General features: G+C 69.6%; 22 protein-coding genes. 13 read left to right on the forward strand and 9 right to left on the reverse strand.

Annotation, left to right across the window (positions count from 1 at the left end):
* Positions 1-287: 287 nt before the first annotated feature.
* The 4 genes from J5226_RS22695 (at position 288) to J5226_RS22710 (ending at position 5,275) form a co-directional block, all read left to right on the forward strand.
* Positions 288-1,346 (forward strand): bifunctional nicotinamide-nucleotide adenylyltransferase/Nudix hydroxylase, encoded by a 1,059-nt coding sequence (locus J5226_RS22695; protein ID WP_215837197.1) that lies wholly within the window; start codon positions 288-290, stop codon positions 1,344-1,346.
* Positions 1,347-1,422: 76 nt separating this feature from the next.
* The gene (locus tag J5226_RS22700) at positions 1,423-2,847 is read left to right on the forward strand and encodes a nicotinate phosphoribosyltransferase (RefSeq protein ID WP_215837198.1); all 1,425 of its coding nucleotides are present in this window, start codon (positions 1,423-1,425) and stop codon (positions 2,845-2,847) included.
* Between the two features lie 216 nt (positions 2,848-3,063).
* Positions 3,064-4,215: a hypothetical protein gene (locus J5226_RS22705; RefSeq protein WP_215837199.1), complete on the forward strand. Its 1,152-nt coding sequence runs from the start codon at positions 3,064-3,066 to the stop codon at positions 4,213-4,215.
* Positions 4,208-5,275, forward strand: a complete 1,068-nt coding sequence (locus tag J5226_RS22710) for a DNA methyltransferase (protein WP_215837200.1) — start codon at positions 4,208-4,210, stop codon at positions 5,273-5,275. The genes J5226_RS22705 and J5226_RS22710 overlap by 8 nt, the downstream gene beginning before the upstream one ends.
* Before the next feature lie 138 nt (positions 5,276-5,413).
* On the opposite strand, the gene J5226_RS22715 is transcribed toward J5226_RS22710, so the two are convergent.
* The 4 genes from J5226_RS22715 to J5226_RS22730 form a co-directional block, all read right to left on the reverse strand.
* A complete protein-coding gene (locus J5226_RS22715; RefSeq protein WP_215837201.1) occupies positions 5,414-6,142 on the reverse strand; it encodes a glycoside hydrolase family 75 protein in 729 nt (242 codons plus the stop codon).
* 225 nt (positions 6,143-6,367) lie between these two features.
* Positions 6,368-6,979 carry a GNAT family N-acetyltransferase gene (locus J5226_RS22720; RefSeq protein ID WP_215837202.1) on the reverse strand — a complete coding sequence of 204 codons (612 nt, stop codon included), beginning with the start codon at positions 6,977-6,979 and terminating at the stop codon, positions 6,368-6,370.
* Positions 6,976-7,518 (reverse strand): GNAT family N-acetyltransferase, encoded by a 543-nt coding sequence (locus J5226_RS22725; RefSeq protein ID WP_215837203.1) that lies wholly within the window; start codon positions 7,516-7,518, stop codon positions 6,976-6,978. Before J5226_RS22725 ends, J5226_RS22720 begins: the two co-directional genes overlap by 4 nt.
* Positions 7,519-7,869: 351 nt before the next feature.
* Positions 7,870-8,886, reverse strand: a complete 1,017-nt coding sequence (locus tag J5226_RS22730) for an NAD(P)-dependent alcohol dehydrogenase (RefSeq protein WP_215837204.1) — start codon at positions 8,884-8,886, stop codon at positions 7,870-7,872.
* Between the two features lie 140 nt (positions 8,887-9,026).
* Between J5226_RS22730 and J5226_RS22735 the strand changes: the two genes are divergently transcribed.
* Positions 9,027-9,968 carry a LysR family transcriptional regulator gene (locus J5226_RS22735; RefSeq protein WP_215837205.1) on the forward strand — a complete coding sequence of 314 codons (942 nt, stop codon included), beginning with the start codon at positions 9,027-9,029 and terminating at the stop codon, positions 9,966-9,968.
* Between the two features lie 754 nt (positions 9,969-10,722).
* Here J5226_RS22735 and J5226_RS22740 read toward each other — a convergent pair.
* Positions 10,723-11,889 carry an AAA family ATPase gene (locus J5226_RS22740; protein WP_215837206.1) on the reverse strand — a complete coding sequence of 389 codons (1,167 nt, stop codon included), beginning with the start codon at positions 11,887-11,889 and terminating at the stop codon, positions 10,723-10,725.
* 327 nt (positions 11,890-12,216) lie between these two features.
* Between J5226_RS22740 and J5226_RS22745 the strand changes: the two genes are divergently transcribed.
* The 5 genes from J5226_RS22745 to J5226_RS22765 all read left to right on the forward strand — a co-directional run bounded on the left by J5226_RS22745 (position 12,217) and on the right by J5226_RS22765 (position 15,766).
* Complete coding sequence (locus J5226_RS22745; RefSeq protein WP_215837207.1) at positions 12,217-13,182, forward strand: CsgG/HfaB family protein; 966 nt, start codon at positions 12,217-12,219, stop codon at positions 13,180-13,182.
* Positions 13,183-13,670: 488 nt separating this feature from the next.
* Entirely contained in the window at positions 13,671-14,507 is an 837-nt protein-coding gene (locus tag J5226_RS22750; protein ID WP_215837208.1) for a helix-turn-helix domain-containing protein, read from the forward strand.
* Positions 14,508-14,544: 37 nt separating this feature from the next.
* Entirely contained in the window at positions 14,545-14,895 is a 351-nt protein-coding gene (locus J5226_RS22755) for a VOC family protein (protein WP_215837209.1), read from the forward strand.
* Between the two features lie 94 nt (positions 14,896-14,989).
* A complete protein-coding gene (locus J5226_RS22760; RefSeq protein ID WP_215837210.1) occupies positions 14,990-15,229 on the forward strand; it encodes a hypothetical protein in 240 nt (79 codons plus the stop codon).
* A gap of 93 nt (positions 15,230-15,322) precedes the next feature.
* A complete protein-coding gene (locus J5226_RS22765) occupies positions 15,323-15,766 on the forward strand; it encodes a hypothetical protein (protein WP_215837211.1) in 444 nt (147 codons plus the stop codon).
* Positions 15,767-15,874: 108 nt separating this feature from the next.
* Here J5226_RS22765 and J5226_RS22770 read toward each other — a convergent pair whose 3' ends face one another.
* Entirely contained in the window at positions 15,875-17,326 is a 1,452-nt protein-coding gene (locus J5226_RS22770; protein WP_215837212.1) for an MATE family efflux transporter, read from the reverse strand.
* Positions 17,327-17,649: 323 nt separating this feature from the next.
* On the opposite strand from J5226_RS22770, the gene J5226_RS22775 reads away from it, so the two are divergent.
* Positions 17,650-18,096 carry an SRPBCC family protein gene (locus J5226_RS22775; protein WP_215837213.1) on the forward strand — a complete coding sequence of 149 codons (447 nt, stop codon included), beginning with the start codon at positions 17,650-17,652 and terminating at the stop codon, positions 18,094-18,096.
* A 309-nt stretch (positions 18,097-18,405) separates the two neighbouring features.
* Here J5226_RS22775 and hutU read toward each other — a convergent pair whose 3' ends face one another.
* Positions 18,406-20,079: a urocanate hydratase gene (gene hutU / locus J5226_RS22780; protein WP_215837214.1), complete on the reverse strand. Its 1,674-nt coding sequence runs from the start codon at positions 20,077-20,079 to the stop codon at positions 18,406-18,408.
* Positions 20,080-20,224: 145 nt separating this feature from the next.
* Between hutU and J5226_RS22785 the strand changes: the two genes are divergently transcribed.
* Positions 20,225-20,806, forward strand: coding sequence for a TetR/AcrR family transcriptional regulator (locus J5226_RS22785; protein WP_215837215.1), 582 nt, complete (start codon positions 20,225-20,227; stop codon positions 20,804-20,806).
* A 142-nt stretch (positions 20,807-20,948) separates the two neighbouring features.
* Here the strand turns inward: J5226_RS22785 and J5226_RS22790 are convergent, their stop codons facing one another.
* Both J5226_RS22790 and J5226_RS22795 read right to left on the reverse strand, forming a co-directional pair.
* On the reverse strand, positions 20,949-21,266 hold the full coding sequence (locus J5226_RS22790; RefSeq protein ID WP_215837216.1) for a hypothetical protein: 318 nt from the start codon (positions 21,264-21,266) through the stop codon (positions 20,949-20,951).
* A 104-nt stretch (positions 21,267-21,370) separates the two neighbouring features.
* Positions 21,371-21,829, reverse strand: coding sequence for a DUF4440 domain-containing protein (locus J5226_RS22795; protein ID WP_215837217.1), 459 nt, complete (start codon positions 21,827-21,829; stop codon positions 21,371-21,373).
* Between the two features lie 379 nt (positions 21,830-22,208).
* Between J5226_RS22795 and J5226_RS22800 the strand changes: the two genes are divergently transcribed.
* Positions 22,209-23,489, forward strand: coding sequence for an ectonucleotide pyrophosphatase/phosphodiesterase (locus J5226_RS22800; protein WP_215837218.1), 1,281 nt, complete (start codon positions 22,209-22,211; stop codon positions 23,487-23,489).
* The last annotated feature ends 265 nt before the right edge of the window (positions 23,490-23,754 follow it).

Raw genomic sequence — 23,754 nt, forward strand, 5'->3', positions numbered from 1 at the left:
ATCGATGTAGGAGCGGCGTAAGCCGCGACGCCCGAAACCGGCGAGCCGCGGCGTCAGGCGAAGAACGCCGGATCGGCGCGGTTCGGCGGCGCAGCGGATGCGACGCGGCGCCTTGAGGTAGCCGGCGCGTCGGATCGTCCGGGCTTCGGGTGTCGCGGCTTACGCCGCTCCTACATCGGGAGCTACGCTGTCACACGAAGGCACTTGACGCCCCCATGCATCGGCGTAGCATTCGCCGTACGCCAGCGGACAGACCGCCGGCCACTTCAACTCCGTGAGGGATTCTCATGGCAACGCAGCAATACGATTACCTCGTTTTCATCGGCCGTTTCGAGCCTTTCCACAACGGCCACGCCGCCGTCGCCCGCCACGCGCTGGGCAAGGCCGCGAAAGTCGTCTTCCTGGTCGGTTCCGCCGACACCCCCCGCACCGTCAAGAATCCGTTCACCGTCGCCGAGCGCGCGGTGATGATCCAGGCCGCGCTCGCCGACAGCGCCGACCGCTTGATCGTGCGTCCGCTGCGCGACCATCTCTACAACGAGAGCCAGTGGATCGCCAACGTGCAGCGCACGGTCGCCGAGGCGGTGCGCGCCGACGGCGGCGCCGCGGACGCGCGCATCGGCTTGATCGGCATGGACAAGGACGCCTCCAGCTATTACCTGCGCGAGTTCCCGCAGTGGCCGCTGGTCGACGTCAACCACACCGCGACGCTGTCGGCCACCGAACTGCGCAAGTTCCTGTTCGAGGCCAATCAGATCGACAGCCACGGCGGCTTGATGCTGATCCGCGCCAACGTGCCGGCGCCGGTGTTCGACATGCTCGAAGCCTTCCGCAAGAGCTCGCCGGCGTTCAAGCAACTGGTCGCCGAATACCAATTCGTCGAGCAATACCGCGCGGCCTGGGCCGACGCGCCGTACGCGCCGACCTTCGTCACCACCGACGCGGTGGTGGTGCATTCCGGCCACGTGCTGCTGGTACGCCGCCGCGCCGAACCGGGCCGCGGCCTGTGGGCGCTGCCGGGCGGTTTCGTCGGCCAGCACGAGACCTTGCTCGACGCCTGCCTGCGCGAGCTGCGCGAGGAAACCCGGCTGAAAGTGCCGCTGGCCGTGCTCAAGGGTTCGATCAAGGGCGAGCGGGTGTTCGACCATCCCGACCGCAGCGCGCGCGGCCGCACCATCACCCACGCCTTCCACTTCGATTTCCCGGCCGGCGAGCTGCCGCAGGTGCGCGGCGGCGACGACGCCGACAAGGCGCGCTGGATCGCGGTCAGCGAAGCGCTGGAGATGAGCCCGCAGCTGTTCGAAGACCACCTGCACATCCTCGAGTATTTCCTAGGCCGCGGCTGAGCGCTCAGCGCACCGCCCGGCCCTCCCGCCGGCGGACAGACCGCCGGCCACACCCGACGCGAAGGAGCTTCCCGTCATGCAATGCCTCGACAACCTGCTGCTCAACACCGACAGCTACAAGGCCAGCCACTGGCTGCAATACCCGCCCGGCACCGATGCGACGTTCTTCTACATCGAATCGCGCGGCGGCGTGTACGACCGCACGGTGTTCTTCGGCCTGCAGGCGATCCTCAAGGAATATCTGGCCAAGCCGATCACCCACGCCGACATCGACGAGGCGCGCGACCTGTTCGCCGCGCACGGCGAACCGTTCAACGAGGCCGGCTGGCGCTACATCGTCGACCGTCACGGCGGGCTGATGCCGATCCGCATCCGCGCCGTGCCCGAAGGCACCGTGGTGCCGACGCATCAAGCCTTGGTGACGATCGAATCGACCGACCCGCAGGCCTACTGGGTGCCGTCCTACCTGGAAACCCTGCTGCTGCGCCTGTGGTACCCGGTGACGGTGGCCACGATCAGCTGGCACGCCAAGCAAACCATCCGCCAGTTCCTGGAACGCACCAGCGACGACCCGGAAGGCCAGCTGCCGTTCAAGCTGCACGACTTCGGCGCGCGCGGCGTGTCCAGCACCGAATCGGCCGCGCTCGGCGGCGCCGCGCATCTGGTCAATTTCCTCGGCACCGACACCGTCTCCGGCCTGCTGCTGGCCAAGCGCTATTACCACGAGCCGATGGCCGGCTATTCGATTCCCGCCGCGGAGCACAGCACGATCACCAGTTGGGGCCGCGAGCGCGAAGTCGATGCGTACCGCAACATGCTCGATCAGTTCGCCAAGCCCGCCGCGATCGTCGCGGTGGTGTCGGACAGCTACGACATCTTCCATGCGATCCGCGAGCATTGGGGCAAGACCTTGCGCGAGCAGGTGATCGCCTCGGGCGCGACGCTGGTGGTGCGCCCCGATTCGGGCGATCCGGTGGACGTGGTGCATCAGTGCCTGACCCTGCTCGACGAAGCCTTCGGCCACACCGTCAACGCCAAGGGCTACAAGGTGCTCAACCACGTGCGGGTGATCCAGGGCGACGGCATCAACCCGACCAGCATCCGCGCCATTCTCGAACGCGCGACCAGCTACGGTTACGCCACCGACAATCTCGCCTTCGGCATGGGCGGCGCGTTGTTGCAACGCCTGGATCGCGATACGCAGAAGTTCGCGCTCAAGTGTTCGGCGGCGCGCGTGGACGGCGAGTGGATCGACGTCTACAAGGATCCGGTCACCGACAAGGGCAAGTCGAGCAAGCGCGGCCGCATGACCCTGCTGCGCCATCGCGAATACGGCCACTTCAAGACCGTGCCGGTGCCGGCGGACGCGCCGTCGCTGGAGCAAGCGGCCAAGCCGATGGGCTACGACGATGCGATGGTGACGGTGTGGGAGGACGGCCGGCTGGTCAGCGATTGGACGTTCGCGCAGGTGCGGGAACGGGCGAACGCGGCTCGGCTTTGACCGGCCCTCGCCCCAATCCCTCTCCCGCGAGCGGGAGAGGAGCTCAAAAGCCGCGATGCTTCCAACCGTCACGAAACAGTCCCCTCTCCCGCTAGCGAGAGAGGGGCTCGAAAGCCGAGAGGCTTCCCACCACCGCGAAACCGTCCCCTCTCCCGCTAGCGGGAGAGGGTTAGGGTGAGGGCAAGCGCCCCGCCATCGATTCACAGGACGAATCCCATGCCAGCCTTTCTCGAAGGGCTAGCGACCGCCGACCCGGGCACGCTCCCGCTCAGCGCGGCCTCTTCCCTGTTCCAACGCCTGCGCGCGACCACGCCGCAACTGGCGCGGCGCGCGCCGGGCGAACACGACGCCGCGCGTTGGCGCGAGCATCGCATCAGCGAACGCTTCTACCGCGTCGCCCAACCGGTCACCTTCACCCCTTACGCCGCCGCGCGGCCGTGCTCGGCGCGCTGTCTGTTCTGTTCGGAAAACCTGCGCCCGCTCGGCGGCGGCGCGATGGCGCAGACCTTGCGGCCCGGCCCCGATCACTTCGAGCGGCTGAGCGCGGCGCTGGCGCAACTGCGCGGATTGCCGCTGTCGTGGTCGCTGTCGGGGCTGGAATCCAGCGACGACGAGGACTGGTTCCTGCGCTTGCTGGAGACATTGAGCGCGGCCGAGCGCGACGGCGTGCGGGTCGAAGACCGCGTGCTCTACAGCAACGGCGCCGGCTTCGCTCGCGGCCGCGGCGAGGAATTGATCGCCGCGCTGCGCGGGTTCGGTTTGTCGTGGGTGGAATTGTCGCGGCATCATTTCGATACGGCGCGCAATCATCGCATCATGCGCTTCCGCGACGGCGAGCCCATCGCCGAGGGCGCCGCGTTCGAGCGCGTCGCGCGCGCGCTGTCCGCGTCGCTGCCGGTGCGTCAGGTGTGCATCCTGCAGCGCGGCGGCATCGACGATGCCGACGGCGTCGCCGCGTACCTCGACTGGGCCCGCACCTACGGCGCCGGCACGGTGATCTTCCGCGAGTTCTCTCGCCTCGACGCGGGTTACCGCGACAACGCCACCCGTCGCTACGTCGACGCCGAGCGCGTCCCCATCGAGCACGTGCTGGCCGCGTGCATGGACGCGGCGTGGTGGCCGCGGCTGACGCCGCTGCGCATCACCGAGGGCTATTACTTCTGGAACCTGCGCCTGCGCGACGAACGCAGCGGCGTGGACGTGGTGTTCGAGTCCTCCGATTACGCCGCCATGCACCGCCGCCACGCCTCGGGCGATATCTATAAGTTGGTGTTCCACGGCAACGGCCGCTTGTGCGCCGGCTGGCAGCCGGATCGCGATGTGCTGTGGCCTGTCGAGAACCCCGCTCAGGAGCGCGCCGATGGATAGCCGCAGCTGGCTGCTGCTGGAACCCGATCCGCCGGAACTGCGCCTGCCCGAGGATTTGCGCGCGCGCGATCCGTTCGGCGGCCGCGATTGCGGCTGGGTCGCGCAGATGCGCCCGTTCGTGCGCCACTACGCCGCGCCCGGCGCGCGCGTGTTCGATCCGTTCTGCGGCTTCGGCACTACTTTGTTGGCGGCCGCGCTGGAAGGCCGCGACGCTTGCGGCCTGGAGATCGACCCGGCCCGCGCGCAGTTGGCGCGCGAACGGCTGCATCGCCACGGCATCGACGCGCCCATCGCGACCGGCACCCTGCCCGAGACGCCCGCACCGGCGCCGTTCGACCTGTGCCTGACCAACGTGCCCTACTTCGGCTGCCGCTGGCCGGGCGAGGCCGATGCGCAGGCCGGCCAGTTGTATCTCGAACGCGACTACGAAGCCTATCTGCGCCGCTTGCGCGATCTGTTCCACGCGGTGCGCGACGCGCTGCCCGAGGACGGCTACTGCATCGTCATGGCCGAGAACCTCAACCTCGACGGCCGCCTGCTGCCGCTGGCCTGGGATCTGGCGCGCGTCCTCGGCGCGTTGTTCGTGGCGCGCGACGAGCGCTTGCTGTGCTACCGGCGCGAAGCGCGGCCGCTCGCGCCCGGCGACGCGCGCAGCGACCGCAGCCACGAGTACGCCCTAGTGTTCCAGAAGCAGCGCGAGCGCGTTTGCCTGGACAGCACCCGCGACGCCTTGCAGGCCTTGCGCGACGCCGGCTTTGCGTTCGATCTGTACGGTAGCTATCCGCGCTGGCTGGCCGACCCGGGGGTGCGCGAACCCGCCGACGCCGACCTGCTGCTGCCCGACGATCAGGCCGAATTCGACCGCCTGCTGTGGTGGCTGCACGAACGCGATTACGCGCTGAGCCTGTGGGGCGAACCGCTGCGCCCGCCGCTGCGACTGCCGCGCTTGCGCGAGCATTGGTACGTGCGTGCGCAGCGGCGCGATCGGCTGGGGCGGTTGGTGCGGTTGGATTTGTCGTTGGCGGATCAGGCGGGGCGGCAGACGCCGGCGGCGCGTTGAGGTTTCGGCGCGGGTAGGAGCGGCGTGAGCCGCGATCGTTCTGCGGGTTTGCGTCGTAAGCGGGGTGTCGCGGTCGCAGCTTGCGCAGCTCCTACAGGGGCTTCGACGGGGTTCGTAGCCGATGGCCGGGTAGCGCGGTCAGTCTTCGATGCGCTCCAGCGATTCCGCCAGCCGCCCCAACTGCGCCATGCCGCCGATCCGCCGCAGCAACTGCTCGCAACGCGCGCGGATCTCCGCGGTCTGCAGCGGCCACGCCGGTTCCCGGCGCGAACCGGGAAACACCAGGTACAACAGCGGGCCGGTCGGTACGCCGCGGCCGCTGCGCGCGTCGGCGCGGTGGCCGGTGAGGTCGCCGGCCATGCGCTCGGACACCTCGCCCATCGCGCGGCCGCGGCCGCCGTCGCCGATCAGGCCCAGGCTCAGGCGCCCGCTGGCGCGCTCGCGCACGACCGCGAAATCGCCGGGCGCGCCGGCGCCGTCGTGGCGCAGCCACGCGTCGGGCATCGCCAGATACGGCACCCGGCCGGCATCGAGGTAGGCGTGGGCGCTGGCGCGCGGAAACCGCGGGTCGCTCAGCGCGGTGGTCGAGACGAAATAGCCGGCGCAGCGGCCTTGGCTCTGGCGCAAGGGACGTTGCGGCCAGTGCGGGTCCGCGACCAGACGCTCGCGCCATTCCGGCCCGGGCCAGCCGCTGTCGCGCAGATGCGCGCGGCCGGTGTCGTCGGGATGGTAGGCGTCGGGCGCGCCCTGCGCGGTCACCCGCGGACGCGGGTTGACGAAGGCGTAGGCGCGCTGCGCGCCGGCGTCGATGCGATGCACGGCCACGCCGGCGAAATCCATCCAATGCTCGATCATCAGCACGGCCATCACGATCCATCCCTAATCGCGGACGGCGCGAGCGTTTCGCGCCTGCCTCCTGGAGGGATCGATTGCGCCGATGCCGGTGTCAATTCGTCGTGATCGCCGCGACGGTACGGATGCGATGTTCATCGCTCGTGCGCGCGTGCGCAACCGACGACGCTCATCGCACGCTAATTCGGCGCTTGAACAACATGCCAAACGCATGAATCCGGTGGGAACTGCGCCAGCCGCTTAGAACCGGTGATACCAAAAAAGTGCCGTCTCCTGCGCCAACTCCGGCTCTTCCTCGTTGGCGTAGTGGAAACGGTCGCAGCCGCCGAGCACGAACCCGTGACGCAGGTACAGGCGGCAGGCCAGGACGTTGGTGTCCTGGGTTTCCAGCATGATCCCGGGATAGCCGTGCTCGCGCGCCCAGGCCAGCGCCTGCCGCATCAGCGCCGAACCCGCGCCGCGTCGGCGCACGTCGCGGTCGATGGCGATGTCCTCGATGTAGGCGAAGCCGTTCCAGGTGCGCGACATCAGCAGCCGGCCAACCACGCGCCCGTCGATGCGGGCCACGAACGCGGCCGCGTCGGGCGCGGTGTTGCCGCGCGCGCGTTGCAGGTAATCGCGCAGGCCGTCGGCATCGGCATCGTCGCCGTAGAGCTTGCGGTACCCCTGCTCGATCTGCTCGGTATCGAAGGATTCCAGGTCGCACCACAGCATGCCGTCGCGCATTTCCAGCTTCAGCCGGCTCAAGGCGTAGTAGCTGCCGTCGAAGGCGACCGCGGCATCGACGTCCTCTTCGCGCAGCGCATCGACCGTCGGCGCGGATGCGGCCGCAGGGTGGTCGCTCGCGCTCATGCCGCCAGCTCCAGCGCCAGGATCGCGTCGTGATAGGTGTTGCCGCCGACCTGGAACTCGCGCTCGCCGACCTGGGCGTAACCGCAGCGCGCATAGAACGCCAGCGCGCGCTCGTTGCCGGCGTACACGCCGAGCAACAATCGGCCGGCGCCGCGGGCGCGGGCTTCGTCGATGGCGTGCTGCATCAGCCGCCGCCCGGTGCCGCCGCCGTGGAAGCGCGAGAGCAGGTAGATGCGCTTGAGCTCCAGGTCGTCCGCGCGCAGATCGGCGAGCGGCAGATTCGGCCGGGTCAGCATCGCGAAGCCGACCGGCGCGGCGCCGACCGGCGTTTCGGCCAGCCATAGCGCCGAGGCGGGATCGGCGAGCGCCTGCGCGTAGAGTTCGGCCGCGTGCTGCTTGCGGCAGTGGGCGACGATGTCGGCGCCGGCGAGGATGCCGGCGAAGGTGTCGAGGAAGGTCGCCGCGCCGGCCAGGGCGAGCGCATCGGCGTCGCCGGCGTGGGCGCGGCGGATCGTGGGAACAGCAGCGGTATCGTTCATGGCGGCGAGGCAGGCAGGCCCGGAGGCGATGCGGCAAAGATCGCATGCGCGGGGCGGGTCCGGCATCGGCGGATGGTCGCAAGCGCCTTCGCCGCTGCGCCGTGTAGGAGCGGCGTGAGCCGCGACCGGGAAACCTCGCCCGCGACGGATGCTCCCCTGCCCGGCCGTCCTGCGCGTGGCCGGACGCGGGCGGTTCGGGTTTCGTCGCGGTTGCATTGGCGCGGTCGCGGCTCGCGCCGCTCCTACAGGGGCGACCCCAGACGACTGCGCGGCCGGGAGTCCGACTGTAGGAGCTGCGCAAGCTGCGACCGCGACAGATCGCCTACGACGCGACCCGCCTACGCCCCGCCCTCACCCAGCGACTTGAATCGTCACCTTGCCGAAGTGCGACCCGCTTTCCAGATAGCGATACGCCTCGCGCGCCTGCTCGAACGCGAACGAGCGATCCACCACCGGCACGATCCGATTGACCTCGACGAAGCGCGCCAGATCCTCGCCCATCGCGCGGCTGCCGACGAAGATGCCCGACAAACGCTTGGCGCCCATGATCAGCGCGATGGCGTCGAGGTCGCCGCCGAAGCCGCTGACGCCGCCGATGATGGCGACGGTGCCGTTCATCGCCGCCGCGCGCACCGAGCGGGTCAAGGTGCCGCTGCCGCCGACTTCCAGCACCGCATCGACGCCGGCGCCGCCGGTGAGGCGCAGCACTTCGTCCTGCCATTCCGGGTGGGTGCGGTAGTTGATCGTCGCGTCGGCGCCGAGCGCGCGCGCGCGTTCGAGCTTGGCGTCGCTGGAGGAGGTGACGATGGCGCGCAACCCCGCCGCCTTGGCCAGTTGCAGGCCCCAGATCGACACGCCGCCGGTGCCGAGCAGCAGCACGCTCTGGCCCGGGCGCAGGCGCGCTTCGACGAACAGCGCGTTCCAGGCGGTGACGCCGGCGCAGGTCAGGGTCGCGGCCTGGGCGTCGTCGAGATGCGCGGGCACCGCGAACACCGAGTCTTCGGACACCACGATCTCCTGCGCCAGCACGCCGTCGGCGTCGGCGCCGAACGGCTCGCGGGTGTTGCGCGGATCGGCCGCGCCGGCGTGCCAGTGCGGGAAGAAGCTGGTGGCGACGCGGTCGCCGAGCCGCCAACGGGTCGCGCCGGCGCCGAGTTCGATCACTTCGGCGACCGCATCGGAGCCCGGGATCACCGGCCGCGCGCCGCCGGCCGGATAGCGGCCGTCGGCGATCATCAGGTCGCGGAAATTCAGCGACACGGCGCGCACGCGCAGGCGGATCTGGCCGGCGCCCAGCGGCGCGGCGGCTTCCTCGGCCAGGGTGAGCGAATCGATGCCGCCGGCGGCGCGGATGCGGTAAGCCTTCATGAAATACTCCGATGCGGGGAGGGGGGAGCGGCCGGCGCCGAGAGCGACGCCAGGGCCGGGAGGCGCTACGATATCGTCGCCCTGCACGCTTTAGTGGTTAGATTTCCTCCACTCTCCGTAGCCTGATAGGAACCAATCCCATGGCCGTCAACGATCGCCTGCTCGGCATCGTCGCCTTCGTCCAGTCGGCCGAGGCCGGCAGCTTCGCGGTCGCCGCCGACCGCCTCGGCGTGACCCGCTCGGCCATCGGCAAGCGCATCGCCCGGCTCGAACAGCAGCTCGGCGTGCGCCTGTTCCACCGCAGCACCCGCCGCCAGAGCCTGACCGAGGACGGCCAGGCCTATTACGAACGCTGCGTCAAAGCGCTGGCCGAACTCGACGCCGCCGAGGCCGCGCTCGACAGCGGCCGGCGCGAGCCGAGCGGACGGCTGCGGATCAGCGCGCCGGTGATGTTCGGCCGCCACTGCGTGACGCCGGTGGTGCTGGAACTGGCGCGGCTGTATCCGAAGCTGGAGATCGATCTGTCGTTCAACGACCGCATGGTCGATCTGGTCGAGGAAGGCTACGACCTGGGCATCCGCGTCGGCCGCCTGCGCGACAGCGCGACCTTGGCCGCGCGCCGGCTGACCGAAGAACACCTGGGCATCTGCGCGGCGCCGGCGTATCTGGCCAAGCGCGGGCTGCCGCGCGAGATCGACGACTTCGCCGGCCACGAGGCGGTGATCTACGGCCGCCACGGCCAGATCGTGCCGTGGCGCCTGCGCGACGGCGACGGCGAAGTGCGCGAACCGGCGGTCAACGCGCGCCTGCGCTTCGACGACCTGCAAGCCATCGCCGACGCCGCCATCGCCGGCGCCGGCCTCGCGCAACTGCCATGCTGGCTGCTGAGCCGCTACCTGCGCAGCGGCGAACTGCAGATGGTGATGCACGCCGACCGCGTCGTCGGCAGCCGCATCAGCGCGGTGTGGCCGCACACCCACTACCTGCCGCTGCGCACGCGCGTGGCGATCGATTTGCTGGTCGAGCGGATTCCGGGGATGGTCGGGGTGAATCTGAGCCGGCCGATGGCCGAGGCGGCGTGAGGCGCGGTGTTTCCTTGGTTTTTGTAGGAGCGGCGTGAGCCGCGACCGCGTTGCAGCGAATTGCGTCGCAAGCGCGGTGTCGCGGTCGCAGCTTGCGCAGCTCCTACAGTCGGACTTCCAGCCACGTCGCGACTTCGGACTCGCCCTGTAGGAGCGGCGCGAGCCGCGACCGCGTTGCCGCAGGTTGCGTCGTAAGCGCGGTGTCGCGGTCGCAGCTTACGCAGCTCCTACAGTCGGACTTCCAACAACATCGCAGCTTCGGGCTCGCCCTGTAGGAGCGGCGCGAGCCGCGACCACGTTGTAGCAAGTTGCGTCGTAAGCGCGGTGTCACGGTCGCAGCTTACGCAGCTCCTACAGTCGGACTTCCAGCAACGTCGCGGCTTCGGGCTCGCCCCGTAGGAGCGGCGCGAGCCGCGACCGCGTTGCAGCAAGTTGCGTCGTAAGCGCGGTGTCACGGTCGCAGCTTGCGCAGCTCCTACAGCCGGGCTTCCAACAACGTCGCGGCTTCGGGCTCGCCCTGTAGGAGCGGCGCGAGCCGCGACCGCGTTGCAGCAGGTTGCGTCGTAAGCGCGGTGTCGCGGTCGCAGCTTGCGCAGCTCCTACAGTCGGACTTCCCGCAACGTCGCGGCTTCGGACTCGCCCTGTAGGAGCGGCGCGAGCCACGACGGCGTTGCGGCTCGCGCCGCAAGTGTGATGTCGCGGTCGCAGCTTACGCAGCTCCTACACGCGCTCGCCTTGCGATTACGACACCCCCTCACCGCTCCGGCCAATACCACGCCGGCGCATCCAACATCCCCTGCCCTTCGATTTCCGTCTGGCCGAACGCTTTGTGCAGCCGAATCGCGTTGCATCCCGCGTCTTCTTCCAACGCCGCCACCAACCGCGTCGCGTGCGACACCACCCACACCTGGCTGCGCCGCGAGGCGCGCGCGATCAATCGACCCAGCGCCGGCAGCAGGTCCGGGTGCAGGCTGGTTTCGGGTTCGTTGAGCACCATCAGCGGCGGCGGCCGCGGGGTGTGCAGGGCGGCGATCCACAGCAGGTAGCGCAAGGTGCCGTCGGACAGTTCGGCCGCGCTCAACGGCCGCAGCAAGCCGGGTTGCTCGAATTCGAGGACGAAGCGGCCGCCGGCGTCGCGCACCGACACCCGCGCGCCGGGAAACGCGTCGTCGACCGCGGCCGCCAGCGCCGGCGCGTCGCCGATTTCGACGATGGTCTGCCACGCCGCGGCCAAGTCGCGGCCGTCGTGGCTCAGCACCGGCGTCAGCGTGCCCAGTTGCGGCTGCCGCGCCGGCGCTTGCGCGTCGCTGCGGAAATGATCGTAGAACCGCCAGCCGCGGATCGTCTCGCGCAACAGCAGCACTTCCGGCGCCGCGCGCGGGTCGGCGATCTGCGCGAACAGGCTCTCGAACGGGCTCAGGTGTTCGGCGGCGATGCGCCAACCGCGGCCCTCGCGTACCTTCGCCAGCGCGGCGCGGCGGTCCACCAGCAGGTTGGAACTGCGCAGGAACGGCCCGGCCCAGATCGCTTCGCGCTTGATCTGCGGGTCGAGCGAGAACAGCGACTCGGCCTCGCGCGGCGGCGGCAGGCCCAGGTCGATGGCGTAGCCGTATTCCTCGCCGGCGAAGCCCAGCCGCAGCGCCACCGGCGCCTGCCGCTGGGTGCCCTGGATCGGCACTTCGCCGCGCTTCATCCGCGCTGTGATCTGCTCCGGCCCGGCCCATAAGGTCGACGGCAGCCCGCCTTCGCGCGCCAGCGCCGGCACTACCCCGCCCTGCGCGGTCTCGGCCAGCAGGCGCAGGGCGCGGTAGAGATTGGATTTGCCGCTGCCGTTGGCGCCGGTGACGACGTTGAGCCGGCCCAGCCCCAGTTCGAGCTTGTGCAGCGAGCGGTAGTTGGCGATCGCCAGGGTTTGCAGCATGGACGCCCTCGGCACGGTCGGAATCCCGCCCAGGATGCCCCGCCCGCGTCGCAGCCGCTGCGCCGGCCGCGCGGGCCGACCGCCCGTCCCAGCCACCGAACGCGCGTCCTTTTTATGCAATGGATCACGTTATTATGCGCACGTGAGTCGTCGCGCAGGCCGGGGAACGCCCGGCCTGCCTGCGTCTGGGGACCCTCCGGCCGACCTCCCGCTGTCCTGCGCAGCGTGGCCGGGGGAAGACGCTCGCACTCCGTCGGGAGCCGCGTCCGCAATGGCCGCGGCAGGATGCTGCCTAAAAAACAGACTGCAGTTTTAAGGAACGAAACGATGAAGACCGCTAATCGGGGAATCCAGGCCATGGCCTGCGTGCTGGGCCTGGGCGTGGCGCTGACCGCCGCGCCGGGCTGGGCTCAGCGCAAGAGCGCGCAGGAGTTGCGCGCGGAAAAGACCAACGAGATTCCGACCTGCGCCAAGAGCCTCGGCGCGATCTCGGTGATCGAGCCGGAAGACGGCACCAACTGGTGGAGCGGCCAGCAGCTGCCCGCGCCGAGCAAGCTGATCAAGGTGTTCGTGCAGAAGTCGCGCTGCTTCACCCTGGTCGACCGCGGCGCCGGCATGGACATGGCCATGCGCGAACGCGAACTGGCCTCCAGCGGCCAGCTGCGCAACAAGTCCAACATCGGCAAGGGCCAGATCCGCGCCGCCGACTACGTGTTGGTGCCGGACCTGATCGCCAAGAACTCCAACGCCGGCGGCAACGCCGTGGGCGGCTTGATCGGCGGGCTGATCGGCGGCCGCGCCGGCGCCGTCGCCGGCAACCTCAACTTCAACAAGAAGACCGCCGACGTGGTGCTGACCGTCACCGACGTGCGCTCCTCCGAGCAGGTCGCGATGGCCGAGGGCAGCGCCAAGAAGACCGACATCGGCTTCGGCGCGAGCGGCTCGCTGTTCGGCAGCAGCGGCCTGGGCGGCGCCGGCGTGTCGGGCTACGCCAACACCGAGATCGGCCAGGTCATCACCATGGCTTACTTGCAGGCCTACACCAATCTGGTCGCCGAACTCGGCGGCCTGTCGGGCAACGCCTCGGCCTCGAACGCGCAGCAGGCGGTCACCGTGCTCAAGTCCGCGCGCCTGTTCGCCAACGCCAACGGCAGCGGCAAGGTGGTGCGCCCGCTCGACCCGGGCATGATGCTCTACCCCACCGGCAACAAGCAGGGCGCGATGTGGGAAGTGGAGGACGAGCTCGGCAACAAGGGCTGGGTGACTTCGCTGGCGCTGGAATTGTCGAAGTAAGCGCGGCGGGTTGCGCGCGAAAAGCCGCCGGGCGACCGGCGGCTTTTTGTGTGGGGCGTGAGGGCGCGGATTTTTGCGGGCTGGCTGTTTCGTCCCGTCGTTTCGCACTCGTCGGTGGGCGCCCATCGTTTCGCGCCGGTCGCGTAGCGGTTGTCGTTCGCGCTCGCTGTTTCTCGCCTTATCTTTGCTTTTGCTGCTTCGCTTTTGCTGCTTCGCTTTTTGCTGCTTCGCCTTTGCTGCTTCGCTTTTGCCGCTTTTTGCTGCTTTGCTTTTGCCGTCTCGCTTTGCTGTCGCGCGCTTTCTCCCACGACCAAGCCTCCGTAACGACCTCACCGCGTCGCCCCTCTCAGCCGAAGCGCTCCGAAACCACCCGTTGAAGCCCAAGCCTCCGCAGGATCCTTCATCGGAGCATTCGTCCACGCCGCTCCAACGGAATTTCCGCGGCAGGCGTTTATGATCCGCGCATTCCTCCGCTTCCGCGCATCCGCATGGCTCCCGCCGACGGCGACCAACGCAACGACCGCGGCGGCGTGCTCGCCGACGCCGTCGCGCGCTTCGGCCGGCTAGCGCCGCGTCCCGCGCTGCGCGGGCATGTCGAAGCGATCTGGCGCAGCCGCGTCGGCGATCGCGTCGACGCCCCGCTGGTGATCGTTCCGGACGCACGCATCGACCTGATCTGGACCGGATCGCAGCTGTTCGTCGCCGGCCCCGACACCTCGCCCGCGTTGGCGCCGCTGCCGCCGGGCGCGCGCGTCGTCGGCTTCCAGTTCCGTCCCGCCGCCGCGGGCGCGCTGCTGCGCGCGCCGATGCACGCGCTGCGCGATGCGCGCGTGGACTTCGCCGAATTCGCCGGCGCCGCCGGCCGCGACCTCGCCGCGCGCGCGGCCGACGCGAGCGACGACGCAGCGGCGCTGTCGATCCTGCAGGACGGCCTCGCCCGCCTGCTCGCCGACGCGCCCGCGCCCGATCCGCGCCTGGACGCCTTGTACGCGCGCCTGCAACGCGCCGGCGACGGCGAATCCGATCTCGCCCGTCTCGCCCGCGCCGCCGGCCTGAGCGAACGCAGCCTGCGCCGCCGCAGCCTCGACGCGTTCGGCTACGGCCCGCGCACGCTGGCGCGGATCCTGCGCTTCGGCCGCTTCATGGACGCGCTGCGCGCGCGCCGCGGCGAACCGCTGGCCGAACTCGCCGCGACGCTGGGCTACGCCGATCAGGCGCACATGAGCCGCGAAGTGGCCGCCTTCAGCGGCTTCACGCCGAGCCAAGTGCGGCGCCAACTCGGCGCGCCGGTGGCCGTTTCGTTCAAGACCCACCGCCGCGATTGACCTACAAAAGCACCCTCGCCCTCCATCGGATCCCGCCATGCCCCACCCCGACCGCAACCTCCGCCTCGACTACGTCGAATTCAACGTTTCCGACATCGCCGCCTCCAAGGCCTTCTACGGCGCCGCCTTCGGCTGGCGCTTCACCGACTACGGCCCCGATTACTGCGAGTTCGACGACGGCCGCATGAAGGGCGGCTTCAACGCCCACGCCGCGCCCAGGCCCGGCGGCGCGCTGGTGGTGATCTACGCCGACGACCTGGCGGACGCGCGCAAGCGGGTCGAAGCGGCCGGCGGCCAGGTCGTGGCCGAGCACGAATTTCCGGGCGGGCGGCGGTTCCATTTCACCGATCCGGATGGGTACGAACTGGCGGTGTGGACGCAGGATTGAGGGGCGCCACGCGAGCCGACGGTCAGCCCGCGCTCAGCCGCGTCCGCACGCGCGGCTCTAAGCTCGCTCCAGGCACCGACTGAAGGAACAGCACGTGGCTTTGGATATCGGAACGGAATTTCTGCTCAGGCAGGTGTTCGACGGCGTCCTCGTCGGGCTGGGAAAACTGCTGCGCGGGCCGCTGTATTGGACTGGCTGGATGCTGCTGTATCCGCAACTGCGCAAGAAGCCGCCGCAGCATCCGCTGTTCTGTTGGGCTGGCGTCGCGTTCTGGCTGGTCTTCGCCGGCGTGTGCGCGGCGGCGTACTGGTACTTGCGCAACGCCCCCGTTTGAATCGCGCCAGCCGGCCGCGGACGCGGCCGGCTGGTATCGTTCGCGGCAGCGCTCGACAAGAGCGGCCTCATCGCCCGGACCGACGGAACCCCCATGGCCTACGAACCCATCCACATGACCTGGGACTACTGGGACGGCCCGCGCACCGGCATCGCCGAGTGCGAGGGCCGGCCGCACTACTTCTCCTGCGTGTTCGATCCGAACCAGGAGGAATACCGCGACCTGTTCGTGCTCACGCCCATCGACGCGGAAACCTACGCCTGGGCGCAAGCGCATTGGGCGATCTGGGAGCGCTGGGAGGCCGAGGTCAAGGCCGGCCGGCTGACGCCGGAGGACCATCCCAAGTACGGCCATTTCGATCCGCGCTACGCCGAGCTCGAAGCGCTGATCGATCGCGGCATCGACCGCAACAGCGCGCAGTCGGCGCGCCGGCGCGGCGCGCTGCGGCGGCGCGCGGTCGAGGGCGAGCTGTTTCCGGGGCAGTGGAACCGCTACGAAATCGAATGGTCGGCGCCGCTGGCCGACGGCGAAGAATAAGACGAAGGCCCGCAATCGCGGGCCTTCGCCTTATCCATTCGGACGTCCCGACCGTAGGAGCTGGGTAAGCTGCGACCGCGACAACTCGCTTACCGCGAACGCGACCGGCTACACCTTGGCGTTCTTCCAGCGCCCGCGCGTGAACAACCACAGCGTGAACGCGCCGACCGAGGTTTCCGAGACGAACACGCCCCAGAACACGCCCAGTTCCTTCCAGCCCAGGTGGATCGCCAGCCAGTACGACAGCGGGATCTGGATCAGCCAGAAGAACACCACGTTGATCTTGGTCGGAGTGATCGTGTCGCCGGCGCCGTTGAAGGCCTGCACCGTCACCATCCACCAGCCGTAGATGAAGAACGAGTACGACAGGATCCGCAGCCATTCCGAGCCGACCTTGATCACTTCCGGATCGGTGCTGAAGATGCCGACCAGTTGCTGCGGGAAGGCGAAGAACAGCACCGAGACCAGGACCAGATAGCCCATGTTGTACCAGCCGATATGCCACACCGAGGCTTCGGCGCGGTCGGCGTGGCCGGCGCCGAGGTTCTGGCCGACCAGGGTCGCGGCGGCGTTGGACATGCCCCAGGCCGGCATCATCGTGAACATCATGATGCGGATGGCGATGGTCGCGCCGGCCACCGCCTCGCTGCCGATCGCGGCGAGGATGCGCATCAGGAAGATCCACGCGGTCATCGCCACGATCATCTGGCCGATGCCGCCGAGCGAGGTGCGCACGATGTTCCACAGCATCGCTCCGCGCCAGACCAGCTGCGCCATCGTCACCCGGATGTGCTTGCCGCCGCGGAACAGCACCCACAGCTGATACAGCACGCCGGTGCCGCGGCCGATGCAGGTGGCGATGGCCGCGCCCTCGATGCCCCACTCCGGGAACGGCCCCGGGCCGAAGATCAGCAGCGGGCACAGCACGATGTTGAGGCCGTTGGACAGCCACAGCACGCGCATCGAAATCGCCGCGTCGCCGGCGCCGCGGAAGATCGCGTTGATCACGAACAGCAGCATGATCACCGCGTTGCCGCCGAGCATCCACTGCGTATAGCGGTAGCCGTGCTCAATGCTCCAGGCGTCGGCGCCCATCAATCGCAGCAAGTCCTGGGCGTAGAAGATGCCGGCCAGTGCCGGCAGTATCGAGGCCAGCAGCGCGATCGCGATCGCCTGCACCGCGGTGAACGCGGCCTCCTCGCGCTTGCCTTCGCCGATGCGCCGCGCGACCACGGCGGTCACCGCCATCGCCAAGCCCATCGCCACCGCGTAGAGCAGGAACAGATAGCTCTCGGTCAAGCCGACCGTCGCCACCGCCGAGGGGCCGAGCTTGGAGACGAAGAAAATATCGACCACCGCGAAGGTCGATTCCAGCACCAGTTCCAGCACCATCGGCACGGCCAGCAGGAACACCGCGCGGCGCAGCGGGATCTTGGTGTAATCGGCGTCGGTGCCGCGGATCGCGTCGCGCAGCTCGCGCCACAACGGTTGCCGCGGGTGGTCGGCGGGTTCGGCCGCGGAGGATTCCGGGGACTGCGCCGCCGAAGAGTCGTGGGTCATCGCAAACTCCTTCGCTTTGATCGCACCGACGCATGATAGGGCCCGATGCCCGCCTCGCCAGTGACAACAGTACGACGATCCGCGGGACCGGCGATCGACAAGCGCGCCAGGATCGGCTTAGCGCGTCTCAATCCATGAGACCGGCGCAACCGCCGCGGCGGCGGACGCATCTCTTGGATCGGAACTTAGGCTACAACCTGAATTGCGCTCCGCGCGCTCCCCGAACGTCCTCGCTCGCCGCCGTCGCGGGTTTGTCGATGCCACGCCGTCCCGTTCGTCGTCGTAATGAGGACCACGCCTCGCCACCCACTCGGAGACACCCCATGACCACCGGCACCGTTCGCCTGCTTCGCGTCTTCACCTGCCCGCCTGAGCGCGTCTACCGCGCCTTCCTCGACCCCGCCGCGCTGTGCAAGTGGCTGCCGCCGGACGGCTTCACCTGCACCGTGCACGAACTCGACGCACGCGTCGGCGGCCGCTACCGCATGAGCTTCACCAACTTCAGCACCGGCGACGGCCACAGCTTCGGCGGCACCTACCTGGAGCTGGTGCCGAACGAGCGCATCGTCCACGACGACCGCTTCGACGATCCCAACCTGCCGGGCACGATGGTCACCACGATCACCTTGCGCGCGGTCTCGTGCGGGACCGAGGTGCAGGTCGTGCAGGAGGGGATTCCCGCAGTCATTCCGGCCGAGCAGTGCTACTTGGGCTGGCAGGAGTCGCTTACCTTGCTGGAGCGATTGGTGGAGCCGACGATTCCGGGCTGATTAGGCATCGGTTCGATGTAGGAGCGGCGTGAGCCGCGATGGAAGCATCGCGCTCGCGGCGGGAGTTTCGGCGCGAGTCGGAGGTTCGCGGTCGCGGCTCGCGCCGCTCCTACAGGTAGCCATCGACGCTTCGGCGCGACTCGAAATAGAAAAGGCGGCCTCATGACGAGGCCGCCTTTTCGTTTCCGACTGTAGGAGCGACGCGAGTCGCGACCGCGACGACGCGGCGACGACGAAACCCACGCCGCGAGCGCGAACCCCCACGGTCGCGGCTCACGCCGCTCCTACGTGCAGGGCCGCGCCGAAACCTCAGAGCATCGGCAGCTTCAGCCCCTGCTCCTTCGCGCACTTCTGCGCGATCTCATACCCCGCATCGGCATGCCGCATCACGCCCGTGCCCGGATCGTTCCACAGCACCCGCGCGATGCGCTTATCGGCCTCTTCGCTGCCGTCGCACACGATCACCACGCCGGAATGCTGCGAATAGCCCATGCCGACGCCGCCGCCATGATGCAGCGACACCCAGGTCGCGCCGCCGGCGACGTTGAGCATGGCGTTGAGCAGCGGCCAGTCGCTGACCGCGTCGCTGCCGTCCTGCATCGCCTCGGTCTCGCGATTGGGCGAAGCCACCGAGCCGCTGTCGAGATGGTCGCGGCCGATCACCACCGGCGCCTTGAGCTCGCCGTTGCGCACCATCTCGTTGAACGCCAGGCCGAGCTTGTGGCGCAGGCCCAGGCCGACCCAGCAGATGCGCGCCGGCAGGCCCTGGAAGCTGATCCGTTCCTTGGCCATGTCCAGCCAGCGGTGCAGGTGCTCGTCGTCGGCGATGAGTTCCTTGACCTTGGCGTCGGTCTTGTAGATGTCTTCCGGGTCGCCGCTGAGCGCGACCCAGCGGAACGGGCCGACGCCGCGGCAGAACAGCGGACGCACGTAGGCCGGCACGAAACCGGGGAAATCGAAGGCGTTCTTCAGGCCTTCGTCGAACGCCATCTGGCGGATGTTGTTGCCGTAATCGACGGTCGGGACGCCCTGCGCGTGGAACGCCAGCATCGCCTCGACGTGGGTGCGCATCGACTTCTTGGCCGCGTCGCGCACGCCTTCGGGGTTGTTCTTCTGCTCGGCCAGCCAGTGTTCGACGGTCCAGCCGATCGGCAGGTAGCCGTGCACCGGATCGTGCGCCGAGGTCTGGTCGGTCACGCAGTCCGGGCGCACGCCGCGCTTGACCAGCTCCGGCAGGATTTCCGCGGCATTGCCGAGCACCGCGATCGACTTGGCCTCGCCCGCGGCGGTGTACTTGGCGATGCGCGCCAACGCGTCGTCGATGTCCGTCGCCTGTTCGTCGACGTAGCGGGTGCGCAGGCGCATGTCGATGCGGCTCTGCTGGCATTCGATGTTGAGCGAGCACGCGCCGGCCAGCGACGCGGCCAGCGGCTGCGCGCCGCCCATGCCGCCCAGGCCCGCGGTGAGGATCCACTTGCCCTTCAGATCGCCGTAGTAGTGCTGGCGGCCCATCTCGACGAAGGTCTCGTAGGTGCCCTGCACGATGCCCTGCGAGCCGATGTAGATCCAGCTGCCGGCGGTCATCTGGCCGTACATCATCAAGCCCTTCTTATCGAGCTCGTTGAAGTGTTCCCAGGTGGCCCAGTGCGGCACCAGGTTGGAATTGGCCAGCAGCACGCGCGGCGCGTCGGCGTGGGTGGGGAACACGCCGACCGGCTTGCCCGACTGGATCAGCAGGGTTTCGTTGTCGTCGAGTTCGCGCAGCGATTTCAGGATCGCATCGAAGCAGTCCCAGTCGCGCGCGGCGCGGCCGATGCCGCCGTAGACCACCAGTTCGGCCGGGTTTTCGGCCACGTCCGGGTCCAGATTGTTCTGGATCATGCGGTAGGCGGCTTCGCTGAGCCAGGACTTGCAGGTCTTATCGCTGCCGCGCGGGGCGCGGATGACGCGAGACGGGTCGTTGCGGTGGTTCGCTGCGGACATGGCGGTTTCCGTGATGCGAGTGAGGCGGAAATTATCGCGCCGGGTTTCCGCGCCCCACCAGCGCCGCGAGGCGGTTCGCGGCCTCGGCGGGGCGTCGCGGCGCACGAAACTGTCGCGCCGGGGCCGAAATGTTTACGCTGTACACATGAACCCGCCCGCCACGCCCGAGCGCATCGTCCAGGCCGCGCGCGCCCTGCTCGCCCGCGGCGGCGCGCAGGCGGTGAGCATGCGCCGGATCGGCGAGGCGGTCGGGCTGACGCCGATGGCGATCTACCGCCACTTCCCCAACCGCGAAGCGCTGCTGCAGCGCGTGGCCGACGACAGCTTCGACGAGATCGCCCACCACTGGACCGCGCGCAAGCACGGCGGCGACGTGATCGCGCGGCTGCGCGCCACCCAGCGCATCTATCTGGATTACGCGCTGGCCTGGCCGCATTTGTTCGACCACGCCTTCTCGCTGCGGCGCGAACGCGCGCGGCGCTATCCCGAGGACTTCCGCGCGCGCCGCTCGCCGACCTTGAACGTGGTCGCCGACGTGGTGCTGGAAGCGCAGCAAGCCGGCCGCTTGCGCGCGGGCGACGCGTGGGACATCGCGATGACGCTGTGGGCGCACACCCACGGCCTGATCGCGCTGTACCGCGCCGGCCGTTTCAGCTTCGACGAGCGGCAGTTCCGCGAGTTCTACGAAGCGTCGCTGGGGCGTTTGCTGGACGGATTGCTGGCCTGAGCGGCGCTTGCCGCCAAGACCTCCGCCGCGCTGCGCCGCATTCGGCCCATCGCGCCGCCACAACGAAAATGCGCCCGGCCATAAGCCGGGCGCCAGGACGACGCGAACAAGCGCCCGCGCCGGAAGGGATGGGTCGCGCGCCTCAGCGCAGGCGCGGGTCGAGCTTGCGCAGCGCCTGACCGACATCGGTCTCGCCGGTGCGCTCCAGATCCTTGCGGTCGTAGCTGCGGCCGTAACCCGCGCAGGCCGATTTGCCGCGCGCTTGTACGCGCGAGCCGGTCTGGGTCAGGCAGTTGGGATCCTTGCGCGCGGCTTGCGCGGCGGCGGGATCGGTTTTGGCGTCGGTTTGCGCCGCGGTCGTCGCGGCTTCGTCGCGAGTTCGATCCGGCGCGGTCTGCGCCGAAGCGGCGCCGGCGCCGAACACGGTGGCCAGGGCCACGATCCAAATAACGTTTCGCATGGGACACCTCCGCAAAGGGTTCGCTACCGCCGCGATGGACCCGGTCACCATACGCCCGCCCCGCGCCCGCGGCGGCGGTCGCCGCCGCGGCGTTTAAGCGCTCGTCAGCGTCGCGGGCAGTCCTCGCGGCGGCCCGCCTCGAACGCCATCGCCTCGGCCTCGGTGGCCGGCCGCGGCGCGACGCCGTCGTCGAACAGGATCCGCCAGACGCCGTCGGCGTCGCGGTGCCAGACCGATTGGTACTGGCCGATCAGATAACGCGGTTGCGCGCCCGGCTCCAACCGCTGATACAGCGCCGGCCCGGTCGACCACGCGACCTCGTCCACGCCGGCGATGGTCACCCGCTGCGGATACCAGCGCAGGCGCAAGCGCTTGCCGGCGATCAGGTCGGCCCATTCGCCGGCGACGACCTCGCGCCCGCGCGTGGGCTGCGGCCGGCCGGCACCGAACGCGGCCTGCGGATGCAGGTGCGCGGCGAACGCGGCGGCGTCGTGTTCGGCCACCGAGCGGGCGAAGCTGAGCTCGCGCGCCCACACCGCGCATTCGTCCGCGCTGAGTCGCAACGGCGGCGGCGTCGGTTTCGGCGCCGATTTCGGCGCGGCCCGGGCCGCGTCCTCGGCCGCTGCGGACAAAGACCAGGCCACCACACAGGCGGCAACGACGACGACGGCGACACGGCGCATGGCGGACCTCGCGGCAGAACCCCGCGGCCACTATCCCCGCGCGGCCCGGCGCGCGCCAGCGACTGAAGTCATGCCGCTTCGGCTTCGGCTTCGCCGCCGCATCGGCGCGATGCCGCATCGCCGCCGCGCACGCTCGTCGCGCTGCGGCCTCGGAGCACGCCCCACGCCCCGCGCCATGCCGATCTTGGCGGCCCGCCCCGCGGCCGCCGCGCGCGACCGCCGACACCGGCCCGACACGCGCCGCCGCTATCATGCCGCGATGCCTTCGATCGCCTCCGCGGCCCGCGCCGCCCTGCTCGCCACCCTCGTTTTCCTCGCCGCCTGCGCCGCCCCCGGCCCGCGCACCGCCGCCCATCGCGACCCGCCGCCGGCCGACACGCCGCTGCTGCTGATCTCCATCGACGGCTTCCGCGCCAGCTACCTCGACCTCGGCCTGACCCCGAACCTGCAACGCATCGCCGACCAAGGCGTGCGCGCGCAGTGGATGAACCCGTCCTACCCGTCGCTGACCTTCCCCAACCACTACACCCTGGTCACCGGCCTGCGCCCGGACCACCACGGCGTGATCCACAACAGCATGAGCGACGCCGACCTCGGCAAGTTCAAAGTCTCCGACCGCGACGCGGTCGGCGACATGCGCTGGTGGAACGGCGGCGAGCCGATCTGGATCGGCGCGCAGAAGGCCGGCCTGCGCAGCGCCACCTTGTTCTGGCCGGGCAGCGAAGCGCCGATCCACGGCCTGCGCCCGAACCGCTGGCGCCCGTTCGACGCCAAGATTTCCGAGAACGCGCGCGTCGACGAAGTGCTCGGCTGGCTCGGCGAGCCGGCGTCCACGCGCCCGCACGTGGCGACCTTGTACTTCGACGCGCTCGATCACGAAGGCCACGACCACGGCCCGAACTCGCCGGAAGCGCGCGCAGCGATGCAGCGCATCGACGCCGCGCTCGGGCGTTTGGTCGACGGCCTCGCCGCGCGCGGCGAACTCGACCGCGTGAACCTGATCGTCGTCTCCGACCACGGCATGGCCGAGGTCGCGCCCGGCCAGCGCATCGCGGTCGAAGACATGGTGACGCCGCAGCAGGCGGTGGTGACTTCGGTCGGCCAGTCGATCGGCATCGCGCCGAACAAAGGCCATGAGGCCGAAGTCGAACGGCGCCTGCTCGGCAAGCACGACCACTACGAATGCTGGCGCAAGCGCGACTTGCCGGCGCGCTGGCATTACGGCACCCACCCGCGCGTGCCGCCGATCGTCTGCCAGATGCAGGAAGGCTGGGACGCGATCGAAGGCGAGAAGCTCAAGAACGCGCCCAAGGACAGCGCGCGCGGTTCGCACGGCTACGACCCGGCGCTGGCCTCGATGCGCGCGATCTTCGTCGCCCGCGGCCCGGCGTTCCGCCAGGGCACGACGATTCCGGCGTTCGACAACGTCGATGTGTATCCGCTGCTGACGCGGCTGATCGGCATCGCGCCGGCGAAGAACGACGGCGACATCGCGCCGTTGCTGCCGGCGTTGAAGGACGGCGGCGCGGAGAAACAGTAACAACTGCAACTGTTGCCGCGACAACGACGCGCGACGCCGCGCCCGACTCGTTTCCGCTGCGCTTAGCGCTTCGCCGACTGACGTTTGTCACCGCTTCCGAATTCAGTGACGCCGGCGCCGCTTTTGCCGCGCGCAACAACGCTAACTTGCACTCGGGCACTCCAGGGACCTCAACCTAGCCCCCGTAGCAAGACCCGGCCCGGCAAGTCCCCCCGACTGCCGGGCCGCTTGTTTTTTGGGCGTTGCGTTCGCGGCGAACGCCGCC

Origin of the sequence: Lysobacter sp. K5869 (genome assembly GCF_018847975.1) — a bacterium.
Classification (GTDB): domain Bacteria; phylum Pseudomonadota; class Gammaproteobacteria; order Xanthomonadales; family Xanthomonadaceae; genus Lysobacter.